Origin of the sequence: Phenylobacterium sp. Root1290, from assembly GCF_001425305.1 — a bacterium.
Taxonomy (GTDB): Bacteria; Pseudomonadota; Alphaproteobacteria; order Caulobacterales; family Caulobacteraceae; genus Phenylobacterium.
On record NZ_LMEE01000003.1, the window covers coordinates 149,247 to 164,199 of the forward strand.

At 68.6% G+C, this 14,953-nt stretch carries 12 protein-coding genes; 4 read left to right on the forward strand and 8 right to left on the reverse strand.

The window, feature by feature from the left end:
- Positions 1 to 11: 11 nt before the first annotated feature.
- The 4 genes from ASC79_RS15410 to ASC79_RS15425 all read right to left on the reverse strand — a co-directional run bounded on the left by ASC79_RS15410 (position 12) and on the right by ASC79_RS15425 (position 3,513).
- A complete protein-coding gene (locus ASC79_RS15410; protein WP_056022643.1) occupies positions 12 to 767 on the reverse strand; it encodes an ABC transporter ATP-binding protein in 756 nt (251 codons plus the stop codon).
- Entirely contained in the window at positions 764 to 1,597 is an 834-nt protein-coding gene (locus ASC79_RS15415; protein ID WP_082532155.1) for an ABC transporter permease, read from the reverse strand. The genes ASC79_RS15410 and ASC79_RS15415 overlap by 4 nt, the downstream gene beginning before the upstream one ends.
- 142 nt (positions 1,598 to 1,739) lie before the next feature.
- The gene (locus ASC79_RS15420) at positions 1,740 to 2,465 is read right to left on the reverse strand and encodes a bifunctional 2-polyprenyl-6-hydroxyphenol methylase/3-demethylubiquinol 3-O-methyltransferase UbiG (RefSeq protein ID WP_056022636.1); all 726 of its coding nucleotides are present in this window, start codon (positions 2,463 to 2,465) and stop codon (positions 1,740 to 1,742) included.
- 10 nt (positions 2,466 to 2,475) lie between these two features.
- Positions 2,476 to 3,513 carry a hypothetical protein gene (locus tag ASC79_RS15425; protein ID WP_056022633.1) on the reverse strand — a complete coding sequence of 346 codons (1,038 nt, stop codon included), beginning with the start codon at positions 3,511 to 3,513 and terminating at the stop codon, positions 2,476 to 2,478.
- 206 nt (positions 3,514 to 3,719) lie between these two features.
- Here ASC79_RS15425 and ASC79_RS15430 point away from each other — a divergent pair, with 206 nt between their 5' ends.
- On the forward strand, positions 3,720 to 4,415 hold the full coding sequence (locus ASC79_RS15430) for a hypothetical protein (RefSeq protein ID WP_056022630.1): 696 nt from the start codon (positions 3,720 to 3,722) through the stop codon (positions 4,413 to 4,415).
- On the opposite strand, the gene ASC79_RS15435 is transcribed toward ASC79_RS15430, so the two are convergent.
- The 3 genes from ASC79_RS15435 to ASC79_RS15445 are packed head-to-tail and all read right to left on the reverse strand — an operon-like array spanning position 4,412 to position 9,789.
- On the reverse strand, positions 4,412 to 5,551 hold the full coding sequence (locus tag ASC79_RS15435; RefSeq protein ID WP_056022627.1) for a glycosyltransferase family 4 protein: 1,140 nt from the start codon (positions 5,549 to 5,551) through the stop codon (positions 4,412 to 4,414). The genes ASC79_RS15430 and ASC79_RS15435 overlap by 4 nt on opposite strands.
- Positions 5,548 to 8,745, reverse strand: a complete 3,198-nt coding sequence (locus ASC79_RS15440; RefSeq protein ID WP_056022624.1) for a glycoside hydrolase family 99-like domain-containing protein — start codon at positions 8,743 to 8,745, stop codon at positions 5,548 to 5,550. Before ASC79_RS15440 ends, ASC79_RS15435 begins: the two co-directional genes overlap by 4 nt.
- A 24-nt stretch (positions 8,746 to 8,769) precedes the next feature.
- A complete protein-coding gene (locus tag ASC79_RS15445) occupies positions 8,770 to 9,789 on the reverse strand; it encodes a hypothetical protein (RefSeq protein ID WP_056022621.1) in 1,020 nt (339 codons plus the stop codon).
- A gap of 192 nt (positions 9,790 to 9,981) precedes the next feature.
- Here ASC79_RS15445 and ASC79_RS15450 point away from each other — a divergent pair, with 192 nt between their 5' ends.
- Genes ASC79_RS15450 through ASC79_RS15460 form a run of 3 tightly spaced genes read left to right on the forward strand, consistent with a single transcriptional unit; the run spans position 9,982 to position 14,193 of the window.
- On the forward strand, positions 9,982 to 11,853 hold the full coding sequence (locus tag ASC79_RS15450) for a hypothetical protein (RefSeq protein ID WP_056022619.1): 1,872 nt from the start codon (positions 9,982 to 9,984) through the stop codon (positions 11,851 to 11,853).
- Positions 11,850 to 12,893: a putative nucleotide-diphospho-sugar transferase gene (locus ASC79_RS15455; RefSeq protein ID WP_056022616.1), complete on the forward strand. Its 1,044-nt coding sequence runs from the start codon at positions 11,850 to 11,852 to the stop codon at positions 12,891 to 12,893. The genes ASC79_RS15450 and ASC79_RS15455 overlap by 4 nt, the downstream gene beginning before the upstream one ends.
- Positions 12,894 to 12,927: 34 nt before the next feature.
- The gene (locus ASC79_RS15460; protein WP_056022608.1) at positions 12,928 to 14,193 is read left to right on the forward strand and encodes a hypothetical protein; all 1,266 of its coding nucleotides are present in this window, start codon (positions 12,928 to 12,930) and stop codon (positions 14,191 to 14,193) included.
- Here the strand turns inward: ASC79_RS15460 and ASC79_RS15465 are convergent.
- Positions 14,175 to 14,942 (reverse strand): DUF6270 domain-containing protein, encoded by a 768-nt coding sequence (locus tag ASC79_RS15465; RefSeq protein ID WP_255352750.1) that lies wholly within the window; start codon positions 14,940 to 14,942, stop codon positions 14,175 to 14,177. The genes ASC79_RS15460 and ASC79_RS15465 overlap by 19 nt on opposite strands.
- Between the last annotated feature and the right edge of the window lie 11 nt (positions 14,943 to 14,953).

Genomic DNA, 14,953 nt, shown 5'->3' on the forward strand with positions numbered 1-14,953 from the left:
TCCCCGGGGCGTCAGGCGGCGGCCAGCAGTTCGTCCAGCTTCTTGACGTCCATGACCTTGGAGGCGACCCCGCTCTCGATGCGCATCACCTTGTTGCAGTAGAGGCGGATCAGTTCGAGATCGTGCGAGGCCAGCACCAGGATGCCGGCGCGCTCCATCAGCTCCAGGATCCGCTTGTGGGCGATCTTCTGGAAGTCGGCGTCGCCGACGGCGATCCATTCGTCCATCAGGATGACGTCGGCGTGGACGGCGGTGGCCACGGCGAAGGCCAGGCGCGCCTGCATGCCGGCGGAATAGGTCTTCAGCGGCATGGCCAGGAACGGGCCAAGGCCGGTGAACTCGGCGATCTCCTGCATGCGCTCCTCGATCTCCTTGGCGGAGAGGCCGGCGATGCGGCCGCGCAGGCGGATGTTGTCGAGGCCGGTGGCCGAGGGGTCGATGCCGAGGTTGAGGTCCAGCATGGCCGCGATCTGGCCGTGGACGTCGATGGTGCCCTCGTCGGGCTCATAGGCGCCGGCCAGGGCCCGCAGCAGGGTGGTCTTGCCCGAACCGTTGTGGCCGATGAGGCCCAGGCGGTCGCCCGACTTCAGCTGGAGATTGATGTTCGACAGCGCCGTGACCTCGGTCGCGCCCATGCCTGTGCGGCCGAGCTTGCCGCCGACGGTGATCGCCGCCAGGTGCTTCTTCAGCGACTTGGCGTCCACCCCGTAGACGGGGAAGCGCAGGGTCAGGTCGGTGACCCGGATGGAGATCTCGGGACCCTTCATAGGTAGTGCACAATCCGTCGGCGAGTGAGGGCGAAGGTGGTGAAGGCGCCGGCCCAGCCGACAACGGCCAGGATCACCATGAAGATGTAGGTGCGCACGTCGACCGGATTGCCGAGCAGCGGCGCGCGGACGACCTCGAGCAGGTGATAGAACGGGTTCAGCAGCAGCACCGCGTGGTCGAGCAGCCGCCCGCCGGGCAGCCAGAACACCGGGGTCATGAACATCGCGAACTGCACCACCGAGCCGACGATCTGCGGGATGTCGCGGAAGCGGGCCGAGGCGATGCCGGCGGCCAGGCTGATCCAGGAGATGTTGAGCAGCAGCAGCAGCAGGCCGAGGAGGCCCATCAGCACGTCCGTCTGGCGCCAGTGGTCGTAGTAGACCAGCACGCCGACGATGATCACCAGGTGGTGCATCAGGTTGATCACGTTGCGCATGACGGTCCGCCACACGAAGGTGAACATCGGCAGCGAGCTCTGGCTGAGGATGCCGGCGGCCTGCACGAAGGTTCCGCAGCCCTCGATGATCACATTGGCGATCATGCCCCAGACCACGATCCCCAGCGCGACGTAGGGGATGAACTCGTTGACCGGCACCTTGAACAGGTTGGCGTAAAGGAACCCGATCCCGGCCACCATCAGGCCCATGGACAGGGTGATCCAGAACGGGCCGAGGATCGATCCGCGGTAGCGTGACACGATGTCGTGCTTGGCCAGCGACCAGGCCAGACCGATCCGGTCCAACGAGGCGCGCAGGTCGGCGAACGCCATGCTGAACTCGTGCATGGGCCCGCGCCGACCGGTGCGAACCATGTGCTGTACGGATTGCATTCAGTCTCCCGACCAAGAGCGCGCCGGCGCACCCGCCGCACGTAGCCCGCGCCGGTGGGTAACAGGTCGCATTTTACGGCGCAAGCATGGCGCCGGACACGGAATCCAAAGGAAAATCCGCTCCGGCGCAGGTTGCAAGCGGCTACAGCGGGCTTTCGTCCTCAAACGGCGGAGCGCTGGTCTTCATGTGGGCGTGGTCGGCCCGGTACTGGTTGAAGTGGCGGCGGTCGGCGGGGGAGGGCTGGGCGGTCTCACGCACCAGTCCGCCGGCCTCGAGTTCCACGGCCGATCGCTTGCGGATCACGAACTCGATGCCGCACTCGCCGATCGGGGTCAGGGTCTGGTCGAAGCGCGGCAGGTCGTAGCGGAACGTCGAGTTCAGCAGGGCGACCTTCTCGACGTCCGCGGCCGCGCCGAGGTCCGACAGGATATCCAGCACGTTGATCGAACGGTCCGACCAGGACTTCGCCTTCAGCATCGTGAAGGTCCACTTGTGGTCGCGGTTGTGCGTCGAGGGGAAGAGGCCCTGCTCGTAGAGGTCCTCGTCCGGCACGGTGACGATCAGGAAGCCGCCCGGCTTGATGGCCCCGAACCAGGCCTTCAGGCCCTGGCGCGGATCGACCAGGTGCTCCAGGCAATGGCTGGAGTGGACGAAGTCGAGGCTCTCGGGCGCCAGGCCTTCCAGGTACTGGGCGTCGCCGTCCTCCCAATCCCAGACCCGGACGGACTTCAGGCCAGGGAAGAACGGCACGTACAGCGACAGCGGATCGGGCTTGCCGCCGATGTCCAGCCCCTCGCCGACGAACCAGCGACGGGTGAAGTTCGGGTCGGCCATCCGGCGGACGATGGATTTCGAAAGTTCTTTCAAGGCCTTGATCCTATCGTACGTCCCAGGATTCCGCACCGGTCGAGGTGAAGCGGGCGGCCTGGGCCACGCCGCCGAAGGTTCCGAGCAGCCGCTTGAGGCCCTCGCGCCGGGTCGGGTCGACCAGGAACATCATGAACCCGCCGCCGCCCGCGCCCGAAACCTTGCCGCCGAACACGCCGAAGCTCTTGGCCGCCTCGTAGACGGAGTCGATCATCGGCGAGGACATGTTGTGAGCGGTCTGCTTCTTCAGGCTCCAGCCGGAATCGAGCAGCGCGCCGAACCGCGGCAGGTCGCCGGCGACCAGGGCGTCGCGCATCTCGAAGGCGCTGGCCTTGATGGCGTGCAGGCTCTCGATCGACTTGGGGGCGTGACTGCGCATGTTGGCGGTCTGCTCTTCGATGATCGCGGCGGATTCACGGCTGACGCCGGTGAAATAGAGCACCAGGCTCGCTTCGAGCTCCTTCATCACCCGATCAGGTGCAGCCACGCTCTCGACCTCGACCCGCGCGGAATCGAAGAAGCGCATGAGGTTGAGACCGCCATAGGCGGCCGCATACTGGTCCTGAGCGCCGCCGGCCAGGCCCAGTTCGCGCCGCTCGATGTCGAAGGCCAGTCGGGCCACGGCATGGGCGTCCATCGACAGGCCCATGAATCTGCGCATCGCCTCCACCATCGCCACGACGAGCGCCGACGATGAGCCCAGACCCGAGCCAGGCGGACAGTCGGCGTAGGAGACCAGGGTGAGCGGCAAGGCGCGGCCCCCGGCATAGTCGGCCATGAAGCGGTTATAGACCCCCTTGAGCAGGCGGAGCGGCTCGTCCGTCGGCAGCGGCGCGGCGGCCGGCGCCTGCCAGGTCTGGTCGCGGTCGGCGGCGACCAGCCGCACCTGACCGTCGTCGCGCGCCTGCACCGTGACATGGGCGAAGAGGTCGATGGCCGCGTTCAGCACCACGCCGCCGTGCTCGTCGCAATAGGGCGAGACGTCCGTGCTGCCGCCGCCGAAGCCGAGACGAAGGGGGGCGCGAGCGCGCACCAGTTCATGACTCATGATGGGCGTTCGGGTCCCGACCTGACTGACTGCGATGTCTGGCGGGGTAGTCGCCGCGGGCCAGCTTGGCAACCGTCATCGGCGCCACAGAACCGCCCATCGACTCACCGCAATATCTTCACCGTGGCTCTGGCGGGAGCGAGGATGGCTATCTATCTGGGCTTTGGGCCGCTCAAACCTCCCCCCGGGGCGCTCGGAAGTCTCGCATGAAATCCATCCTGAACATTGCGGGTGCGGCGGCCATTGCGCTCACCCTGGCAGCCTGCGATCAGCCCGCCCCCTGGGCGCGCGCCGCGACTGCTCCCGAACCGGCCAAGGTGGCGCAGAACCTGCGGCTGCAGGCTGTGTCCTGGAACGACGAGGCGCAACGCTTCGAGATCAACGGCGCGCCGCTGAAGTCCGGCCGCCTCTGGACGTTCGATGGCTCGACCGAGGGCTTCGTCGCGACCGGCGGCGAGGTGCTGCCCGCCAGCCCGCTGGGGATGGACCTGCGCAACGCCGCCGGCGACTCGATGCTGCGCTCGCCCAAGGGCCTGGCGCTGGACGGCAGCCGCTATTCTCTGGTGCTGGTGCGCATGACGCGGACCCGCGCCGGGGCCGCGTGGGACGGCTCGATCTTCTACTCGACCGCAAATCACGGCGAGGCCGGCGATTACCAGGCCAAGCCGCGCGACGGCGCCGACCCGGCGGTCAACGAAACCGTCGTGCTGGTCTACGACATGGCCAATCTCAGGGCGGGCGGCGACGATTGGACGAGTTCGCTGATCGACCAGATTCGTCTGGATACGGACGATGAAGCTGGCGGCGGCTTCGTGGTCCACCAGATCGCGGTCACCGAAAACCCCGGCGCGACGGCCCTGGCGATGGCGCCGGTCGGGCCCACGACCATCGCCCAGCGTTAAGCCGCGGTCGCGGCCAGCTCTTCCATCCGTGAGACGTAGCGCAGGCCGATGGCCCGGGCGCTGAAGTTCGTGCGGATATGGCGGCGGGCACGTTCGCCCAGGGCGCGGGTCTCGGCCGGATCGTCGAGCAGCCGCCCGATCAGTTCCACCGCATGGTCTACCGACGGATCGGCCCAGACCTGGCCCTCGCCGAACAGATAGGCGTCCGGGGCGACAGGGATCAGCTTGCAGTCGACCAGCAGGCTGGTCTCCGGGGTCATGAAGTCGAGATTGCCCGAATAGTTGGTGGCGACCGCCGCGCGGCCCATGACCATCGCCTCGGCCGGCCCGCGTCCGAAGCCCTCGGACCGGTGCAGGGACACGAAGGCGTCGCAGCAACGGACCAGGTTCTTGATCTCGTTGTCCGACAGCTGGCGGGTGATCGCCTGGATCTGGCCGCCCATGGCCCGGATCCGCCGCTCCAGCTCCTTGCGAGCCGGATTGCCGTCGTCGCCGCCCTTGTACTTGACCACCGCATGCAGCGGCGCGTGCGGACGCTGGGCGACCAGCTTCTCGAACGCCTCCAGCATGGCGAAGGGGTTCTTGCGCTCGGCGTAGGAAGAGAAATCGAAGAAGAACAGGCAGACGAAGGCGTTCTCCGGGATGCCGAAGTGCCGGCGCCCAAGGAACGACGACATGGTCAGCTCCACTGACAGCGGCATATGGGTCACCGGCCGCTTGGTCGCCGCGGTCACCGCGTCCTGGATGAACTGCGACGGCGCCCAGACCTCGTCGAAGCGGTCGAGCACCTTGGCCCAGGGCTCGGGGTACTTCGCCAGCTCCCAGGCCGGATAGATGATGTTGTAGGCGCTCTTGAACGCCGGGCCCGACCCGAGGTGCTCCAGGACGCCCATCGCCTGCTCCACCTCGTCGGCGTTGATGCAGAAGAGGTTTGCCTCGGGGCTGAGCTTCGGAACGATGTGGCCGGCGAACTCCCGTTCGAAATCGGGGTCCTTGCCACGATCGACGCCGTAGATGTCGATGACGCCGGGCGTGGCGCCGGCGGCGCGGAAGGCGCGGAAGGCCGAGCGCACGTGCTCGGCCATGCCGATGGCCGAGAACGGGTGGCCGACGAGGACGAGATCGTCAGGGGTCATGACTTGTCCAGCAGGTCGGCGTCCGCGGCGTTCTTCACCGCTTCCAGCCAGGCGTGGCCGAAGCGCTGGTCAGGCTCGAGGTGAGCGCCTTCGCCCCACTCGTTCCAGGCGTTGATGAAGACGATGCGCTCGTCGCCGAAGTTCTGGCGGCGGGTCTCCTCGAACATCGCCTCGGTCCAGGCCTGGAAGGCGCCGGGCGTGGCGTGCTGGTAGACCCAGCCGCTGTCCTGGCGGCGGGCGGTGTTGTCCCAGGACGGCATCACGCCGCGGAAGCGGGTGTGGCCCAAGGGCTCGGCGGACAGATAGTTGCGGACCATCTGGCGATAGTCGTTCACGCGGCCCTCGAAGCGGGCGTTGAACAGCGGGCCGGGCGGGTGGATCAGCGCGCCGTTGCCGGCGGGCGGGAACTCGACCGACGCATCAAAGCCGATGCTGGCCGGGTCGGTCTTGCCGCCCGCCTTCTCGAAGCTCTCGACGAAGGCCAGGAAGATTTCGCCGATTCCTGCCTCGCGGCAGTGCTTGCGCCAGGCGTCGGCCCAGGCCTTGGCGTCCGGCAGCAAGCCGGGGCGATAGATCAGCACCAGCGGCTTGCCGTGCACGCGGATGTAGTTCGGCCGCTGCAGGAACGGCTCCATCTCGGCGATGGACGCCTCGGCGTCGCCCGGCTCGTAGGTCTGGGCCAGCAGTACGTCGCGCTCCTGCCCGTCCCAGGTGCGGGTCCAGTTCTCATTGGCCCAGCAGAGGCAGAACGGGAAGTCGTCCGCGCCGCCGTCCAGCAGCGGCCGCAACGGCGTCTCCAGGATCCGGCGGCCGCCGGTGAACCAATAGAAGTAGTGACAGAAGCCGCCGATGCCGTAGCGCTGCGCGAGGTCCGCCTGGCGGCGCATCGCGTCGGGATTGGAGAGGTCGTAGAAGCCCAGGTCGGCCGGCACGTGCGGCTGGTAGTGGCCGCGATAATTCGGCAGCGCACGGCTGACATTGGTCCACTCGGTGAAGCCTGGGCCCCACCAGCGGTCGTTTTCGGCCACCGTGTGGAACTGCGGCAGGTGGAACGCGATCGTCCGCACGCGGTTGAGGGCTTCCAGCCGGGCGCCCCAGCGTTCGACGAACTTCTGCTGATTGCGCACCGCCAGGCGGTGCTTGTAGCCGCTGTCGATCGAGTTCGCCGTCACGCTCAGGTGGTGGATGATCTGGGAGGTCGGCTCGTAGATGATCCGCAGACCGCGCTCGCGCAGGCGGAAGCAGAGGTCGGCGTCCTCGCAATAGGCCGGCGCGAAGGTCAGATCGAAGCCGCCCAGCTCGGCGAACACCTCGCGCCGGACCATCAGGCAGGCGCCCGAGGCGTAGTCGACCTCGCGCCTCACGTTCCAGCGCGGCAGCTCGGGATCCTCGAACAGTCCGATCATCTCGGACGCGCCGTCGACGCCGATCCGGGCGCCGGCCTCCTGCAGGCGACCATCCGGGAACAGCATCTTGGGCGCGCTGGCGCCGACGGCCGGCTCTTCGGCGAACGGACGCAGCAGCGCGGCCAGCCAGCCCTCGCGCACCTGGACGTCGTTGTTCAGGAAGATCAGGAACTCCCCGGTCGCTTCCTGGGCCGCGCGGTTGCAGGTGCGGATGAAGCCCAGGTTCTCGGCGTTCGAGATCAGCTTCAGGCCCGCGATCTTGCCGAGCACCTTGGCGGTGTCGTCGCTGGAGGCGTCGTCGATGACGATCACCTCGGCCTGGCCCAGGTCGCCGCCGGCCTGCAGCGCGGCCAGGCATTCCAGCGTGAAGGTCAGGTTGTTGTAGGCTGGGATGACGATCGAGACCGTGGGTGACGCAGGCGGCGCGAAGGCCAGCGCGGCGGCGGCCTTCTCGATGTCGCGCGCCTCGACCTTGATCAGGTCGAACGGCTTGACCCGCACGTCTGCGATGGCCCGCTCGCGAATGCGTTTGCGGGCGGCCCGCATGTCCCGATAGGCCTGATTGTCGTAGGCCCCGGCGTCGCGCGCGCGGCCGGCGGCGCGGAGCTGTTCGAACAGGCCCGCCTCGCCCTGCGGCCGGGCCACGGTGGCGCCGGGCTCGGGCTTGGGGGTGCGGCTGAGCGCCCAGTGCTCCAGCGCCGAGATCGGCGTCTCGGCCGCCTGGGGGTTCTCCAGCAGATAGGCGATCTCGTTGAAGTCCGCCGCCGGCGAGACCCCGTCGAACGCGCCCTCGGTCAGGTAGTGGATGATCGGATGGGCGTCGGCCGGCAGGTCAGCCTGCTGGTCGAGATAATAGGCGGTGTCGAAGTGGATGCTGGGGTCGCGCCGCTCCTCGAACCCGTAGGCCAGGAAGTGGGCCAGCGCGCTCGATCCCATCGGGGCGGCGTCGCGATAGCGGTCCATGTACCAGCCCGGATCGAACAGCGGGTGCGGGCTGCGGCCCTCGCTGGCGCCGCTGGTCGCGTAGTGCAGCAGCGGGGCGGCGTCGACCTCGGCCACGTCCGGGTTCGTGGCCAGGTACCAGGCGCCGCTGAACAGGGGGTGCGGCTCGTAGCCCTTGCGCCAACCCTCGCGCAGGTAATGGACCAGCGGGTTCTCGCCGCTGTCGGCGACTTCCTCGGCCTGGCCCACATAGAAGCGGACGTCGAACAGCGGGTGCGGGTCGTAGCCCTCGGTGACGCCCTTGTGCAGGAAGTGCTGCAGGGCGGTCAGCCCGGAGGCCGCGACCTTCACCGCGTGGCGGCCGCGATAGTCCTTCAGGTCAAAGAGCGGGTGGGGCGCGCGCCCCTCCTTGTCGCCGGCGACGAGATAGTGGGCCAGCGGCGCCCAGCGCGAACCGCGCAGATCGTCATTGCCTTCGAGATACCAGGCCTGGTCGAACAGAGCCTTGGGATTGGCGCCGCCGTCGGGGCCGGCCCGGACATAGCCGATCAGGTCGCGGACCTTGCCGCCGTCGCGGCCAAGGCCGGCGTTGAGCTTGAAGTCCCAGACGCCCGATCGCGCGATCAGGGCGGCGCGGCCTGGCCACTTGGCGCGGGCCAGCATCAGGTCGATGCGCTGCTCGGTCGGTCCCTTGTCAGCCAGGCCGACCCGGCGGGCGGCGGCCTTGCGGAAGCGATTCCAGCGGTCCTCGGCCACCACGCGGCGGGCGCGGTGCAGGTCGCGCCGCTTGGCCAGCAGGCTCTCGGCCGCTTGATCGGGAACAGGTTTTTGGGTGTCGTTGGCCAAGGTCTGAAGTCTCGGGCGCGGTGATTAGCGGCCGGCCAAGGCTGTGTCGACCACAGCCTCGATCCGCGCGCGCTCCTGCCGCAGCTCGGCGAGCTGCCGCTCGAGCGACTGGATCTGCTGGTCCTGCACCTCGCTCAGCTGGCGTTGGTAGAGAAGTTCGGCACGGGTCGAATCAAGGGTGCTGGTCACGGGCGAGACCAATACGCCCATCTGCGACTTCATTTGGGCGATCTGGGCGGCGGCCTGCTCCAGGGGCGTGCGGTCGGGCGCTTCGCCGGTCGCGGCGGCCGTGAACCAGTCGAGGACCGCCTGCGCCATCGGGCCGACCATCGGCACTTGGGACAGTTCGCCCATGCCGTCGTTATGACGCAGGTCCTTGCTCAGGAAACCGTCGATCTCCTTGGCCGCGTGCTCGGTCAGGCGCGGCAGCGGTCCGCCCAGCGCCCTCTCCATCCGAGCGACCTCAGGCCGCCAGTCGGCCAGCAGCCCGTCATAGGAGACGAAGGCGCGCGGCAGGTCGCGGCTGCCGGCCTCGGCGGCCAGCATGTACAGCACCCAGACCAGCACCGACTTCTCGGCGGGGAAGGCGTCGCGGCGAGCCAGCGATCCGGCCACGGCGAGCGGGTGGCGCACCGGGATCACCACGCGCGCGCCGACGCCGGCGGCGTCCAGGACACGGCGCCACATGGGCAGCAGCACCGAGACGCGCGGGTCCTTCAGCAGCGGGTGGATCGACTCTCCGAACTCGGCCTTGAAGAGCTCGACCGCTCGGGCCGTCCAGTCGGCCTCGGCGTCCGGCGCCAGCGGCGCATAGGGAAGGTTGAAGGGGTCGTCCCAGGCGCTGCCCGCGGCGCGCAGGCGCTGGTCGTTGAAGACCGAGATCTTCCAGGGCTCGAAGTAGCCCTTGGCGTTATGCTGGTCGCCCGGCATCACGTTGTCGGGCAGTTCGGCCCCAGCCAGCGCCAGCAGTTGCGCCGTCGCCGAGGTGCCGGAGCGGTGCATGCCGAGGACCAGATAGGCGGTCCGCTCGAAGGTCTGCTGCATGGTCGCCTTGTCTCGCTTCGGGCGTCGTCGCCGATTGTGGAAACCGGCGTAGGCGGCGCGGTTTCGAACCGGGACCACCGGCCCTAACGCTCCGCTGTATGGCCGCTTGCGCCGCGCTGCAAGGCCGACGCGGTTGATCGGCCGGCCCATCTGATGCAAACCCAGGCTTGGCGTCGCACGGAAAGATCGCACATGGCCGCCGCGGCCTCACCAGATCGCGCCCATCGTCTGCTGGTGGTGGCGATGGACTTCGACTTCTACCGTCAGGCTCATCCTGACCTGACCTATGCGGACGTCGATCCCGCCGGTCACTACGGCGCGGCCGGCTGGCGCGAGGGGCGCGACCCCGCCCCGTGGTTCTCCACCGACGCCTATCTCGAACAGAACCCCGACGTCGCCGAGAGCGGGGTCAACCCGTTCGTGCACTACCTCGTCTCGGGCTGGCGCGAGGGGCGCGAGATCGCCGCCTCGGTGCGGGCGAGCGGCTATCAGGCGATGATCGAGGGGGGGACGCGGATCAGCGCCGCCGAGCATGCCGCCGCCGCCGAGTTCTTCGATCCGAAGTTCTATCTCGCCATGAACCCCGACGTGGCCGAGGCGGGCGGCGATCCGCTCGACCACTTCCTGCGCCTTGGCTGGCGCGAGGGGCGCGATCCCAGCTACGACTTCTCGGTCGCCGACTATCTGGAGCTCAATCCCGATGTCGCGGCCAGCGGGCGCCATCCGTTCCTCCATTATGTGAAGCAAGGGCGCCATGAGCGGCGGGCGACGAAGGCCGACAACGGCTTTCGACAGCAGGTGCTGGCCAGCCTCAAGCCGTTCTCCGCGCGTCTGGCCGACTCTCGCCGCTGGGCGCGACCCATCGACATCTCGCCTGCGGGGAAGCTGGCCGCGGCGCTGCAGGCCTGCGACCGCCAGGGCCTGCACATCACCTTCAGCCAGGACGACTACAGCCGCTCGGTGGGCGGTTCGCAGCTTTGCGTCCAGCGCGAGTCGGCCGAGTTCGCGCGGCTCGGCCGCAACCATCTGCACATCCATCCCGCCAACGGCTGGCCGACGGTGCGGACCGGGGCCACCGAGACGCCGATGGGCGTGCTGCTGAACGGCGAGAGCGTCGGCGCCTTCACGCCGGCCGCCATCGCCGAGGCCGTGCGCGCGGCGACGCCCGCCGGACCAGCCAGCTTCGCGATCCACAACATGCTGGGCCACTCGAGCCGCGACGTGATCGATATCGTCCGTTCGGCGGGGCTGAACGCCGGTTACTTCTGGCTGCACGACATGGGCAGCCTGTGCGCGGGCATCCACCTGCTGCGCAACGACGTCGAGAGTTGCGGAGCGCCGCCCCAGGGCAGCGCCGCCTGCGGGGTCTGCATCTACGGGCCGGCCCGCGCCGCCCATGTGCGCGAGCATCAGCGGCTGTTCGAACGCCTGGACCTGACCCTCGCCGCGCCGTCGCAAGTGGCGCTGGACGCCTGGCGTGACGGCGGCGGGTTGCAGGCGATGGGCGAGGTGGTTCTGCCGCACGCCGCGCTGATCCCCGCGGCGGGGGAGACGCCGGGAGGCCAAGACGGCCCCTTCCGCTTCGCCTTTCCGGGCACGCCCTCGGTTCACAAGGGATGGCCGATTTTCCGTCACCTGGCGGCGCGGTTCGCAGACGATCCGCGCTATGAGTTCATCCACCTTGCCAGCAAGCCTGTCGCCGGCTCGCTGGCCCAGCACCATCCGGTGACGGTCACCGCCGCCGACCCGCTGGCCATGCGCCAGGCGATGATCGAGCTGCAGGTCGACGCGGCCATGGTCTGGTCGCTGTGCCTGGAGACCTTCTCGTTCGCCGCCTATGAGGCCACAGCCGCCGGCGCGGCGGTGGTGACCGGTCCCGACAGCGGCAACGTCGCGGCCTTTGCGCGCGAGCAGGGCCACGGCCTGGTGCTCGACGACGAGTACGTTCTGGAAGCCTTGTTCGAGAGCGGCGACATCCTGAAGCTGGCGCGCGGCGCTCGCGGCGCGAAGGTCTACGATCTCGCCTTCAGCAAGCTCACCGCAGAACTGGTGGAGGCGTCGTGAAGGTCACCTGCTTCTCCAGCTTCACCTTCGCCTACCTCGATCGGGCGCGGGTGCTGTTCGCCAGCCTGCGACGGTTCCACCCTGACTGGACCCTCGTGGCCCTGATCACCGACGAGCCGCCGCCGGGATTCAGGTTGCGGCTGAAGGACGAACCGTTCGACCAGGTCGTCTACGCCCAGGATCTGTCGATCCCGGACTTCAAGGCCTGGCTCTTCAAGCACGACGTGGTCGAGGTCTGCACTGCGGTGAAGGGGCCGTTCCTGCACCAGGCGTGCAGCTCCGGCGCCGATGCGGTGATCTATCTCGATCCCGACACCGCCTTGTTCGAGAGCCTCGATCCGTTAGTGGAGCGGCTGCAGGACAGCGACATCCTGCTGACCCCGCACCTGCTGGAACCCAACACCGAGCGGCAGGCGATCCTCGACAACGATCTCTCTGCGTCGCGGACCGGCATCTTCAACCTCGGCTTCGTCATGGTCCGGACGACCGGCGAGGGCGCACGCTTCGCCCAATGGTGGAACGATCGGCTGCTGGAGTTCTGCTACGACGACATCCCGTCTGGACTGTTCGTGGACCAGAAATGGTGTGACCACGTCCCGGCGCTGTTCGACCGGGTCGGGGTCGTGCGCGATCCCGGCTACAATGTCGCCAGCTGGAACATTAGCCAGCGGAAGGTCGCGATCGGCCGCGATGGGGCCATCACGGTCAACGGCTCGCCGCTGCGCTTTTGGCACTTCACTAAGCTGGGACCGACCGGCGACACGATGACCCGCCGCTATGCGGGCGACAATCACGCCGTCTACGAGATCTGGCGCTGGTACAAGGAGCAGGTCGACGCCGCTCGCGACGCCATGATCCCGGATCGCTACTGGGCTCACGGCCTCTACGGGGACGGCGCGCCGATCGAAAAGGCGCATCGTCTCGTCTGGCGCGACCGCGCCGACCTGCGCGCTCGGTTCCCCGATCCCTTCGATGTGACGGACGGCGGCTTCCTCGGCTGGCTGCGCGCCGAGGGCCTTGCGGCGCGGCCCGCCGCTTGACAGTCGGGCCTGTGAGCCCGACACGAAGCCGAGAATGAAGGAGGGCCGGGCCATCATGGCGGCCGACAACGGGGCCCCGGCGGCGCTCGAAGACATCCAGGCGACAGGCGCGCTGATCGACAAGGTCGAGGCGTTGGCCCGCCTCTGCTCAACCCTGCAGGGGGCGAGCCAGCGTGTATCCACCGAGAGTGGGCTGAACCGCAGCCGGCTTGGCGCGGCCCTCGCCGAGGCGCTTCTCGCCCGTCAGGCCTTGGAGGTCGAGGCGAGGGCGTTGGCCCTGGTTGGCTATCGGGCGGCGGCCCGTCCCCTCGCGCGGCCGCGTCGCTACAACCGCATAGCCCGGCGAGTGGACAACGTGTTGGATCGGCTCGGCTCGATCGGCCGGGCGCTGGTCATCGCGCGCTCGGGCCTGTGGCGGTCGTCGGATGGTCGCGTGGCCCGTCTGCGCGCCATGGCGGCCTACGCCCGGCGCGGCGGCGATCCGGCGCTTCAGCCCCCCGCGCTGTTCGATCAGGATTGGTATCTCCGCGCCCGCGCTGACCTGAGCGGCGGCCGGGCGAGCCCGCTGGCGCACTACCTGCTGCATGGCGCCGGCGAAGGCGTCGACCCGCATCCGCTGTTCGACACTGAATTCTATCGCCAGCAAAACGCCGCCCAACTGGGCGAGACCGGATTGACGCCGCTGGAGCACTTCGTCCGCGTCGGAGCAGGCGAGGGGCGCGATCCCCATCCGCTGTTCGATGTCGCCTACTATGTGCGCCAGGCGCCCGACCTGATCGCCAGCGGCGAGAACCCGATCCTGCATTATGTGCGCGAGGGCGCGACGCGGGGGCTGAGCCCGCATCCGCTGTTCGCCGCCGACTACTATGCCGATCAGGTGGCGCGGTCGGGCGAGGGCGGCGCGCCGTCGCTCATCCACTATCTGGCCGTGGGCTCGCGCGACGGGCTGAAGCCGCATCCGCTCTTTGATCCGGCCTGGTATCGCGGCCGATATCCCGACGCCGACGCGAGCGGACGCGAGCCCCTGGTCCACTTTCTCGTCGCGGGCGGTTTCGAAGGCCGCAGTCCGGGCCCTTGGTTCGACACGGCCAGGTACGTGGCGCAGCGGGTCGAGGGATTGCCGCCCGGCTGCAATCCGCTGGTGGACTATCTGCAAGGCGGCGCCTGGCGGATCAGCGAGCCCTGGCTCGGCTGTCCGGACGCCGGTTTCCTTGATCTGGCCGCGGAGTTCGCAGGCCGGCCGCTGACCCCGCTGGAACTGTGGGCGCGGCGGGGCGGAGATCAGACCCCCAGCGCCTGAAGTCGTTCCCAGATGTCGCGGTAGTAGGCCTCGACATAGTGGAAGGGGCTCAGTCCCCATCGATGGCGGCTGTCGGCAAGGTGCAGGGCGGGCGGCGCGGAGATGCGCACCGCATGCGGAACTGCGGCCGCGAAGGCCGTTTGGTGCCGAGCCAGAACGGTGTTGTAGTCGCCGATGGACGCCGGCTTGCCGGTGAAGATCTCGACATCCCCGAACGCCTGGGCCTCGCCGGTCTCGTCCAGATAGTGCGTCGCCCACTGGGCCTCGTGAAGGATCGGAACAGCGCTTGCGAGCGGCGTCATCCGCAGGAATGCGGCCATCTGGTCCAGGCCCTGCCGCCAGATGACGTCGGCCGCCGCGTGGGTGCGGGGGATGTCGCGTGAGCCCTCGAAAGCCGGCTGGCCCAGATAGCCGCTGACATCCAGTTCCCAGCTGTGGGTGACGATCGTGCCTTGGGCGGCGAGCAGGTCGAGCCGCTCGTCGATGAAGTCGAAGATAACGTGGGTCGGGCGATATTCGACCAGCGCGGCCAGCGCCGTCTTGTGTAGATCGGCGACCATCGAGCGGTGGGGAAAGGCCGCGAGTTCGGGCGGCAGGTCTTCGGAAAGACTCACATCACGCAGGGGGGCTGCGAACAGGCTAGCCAGGCTCGTGCGCGAAACATAGAGCAGGTCTTGCGGCGCCGCTTCGCCCACGATCGGCCACACATCGCGGGTAATGCAACTCCCGATTACGGCGACCCTGGGCAAACCCTACTCCT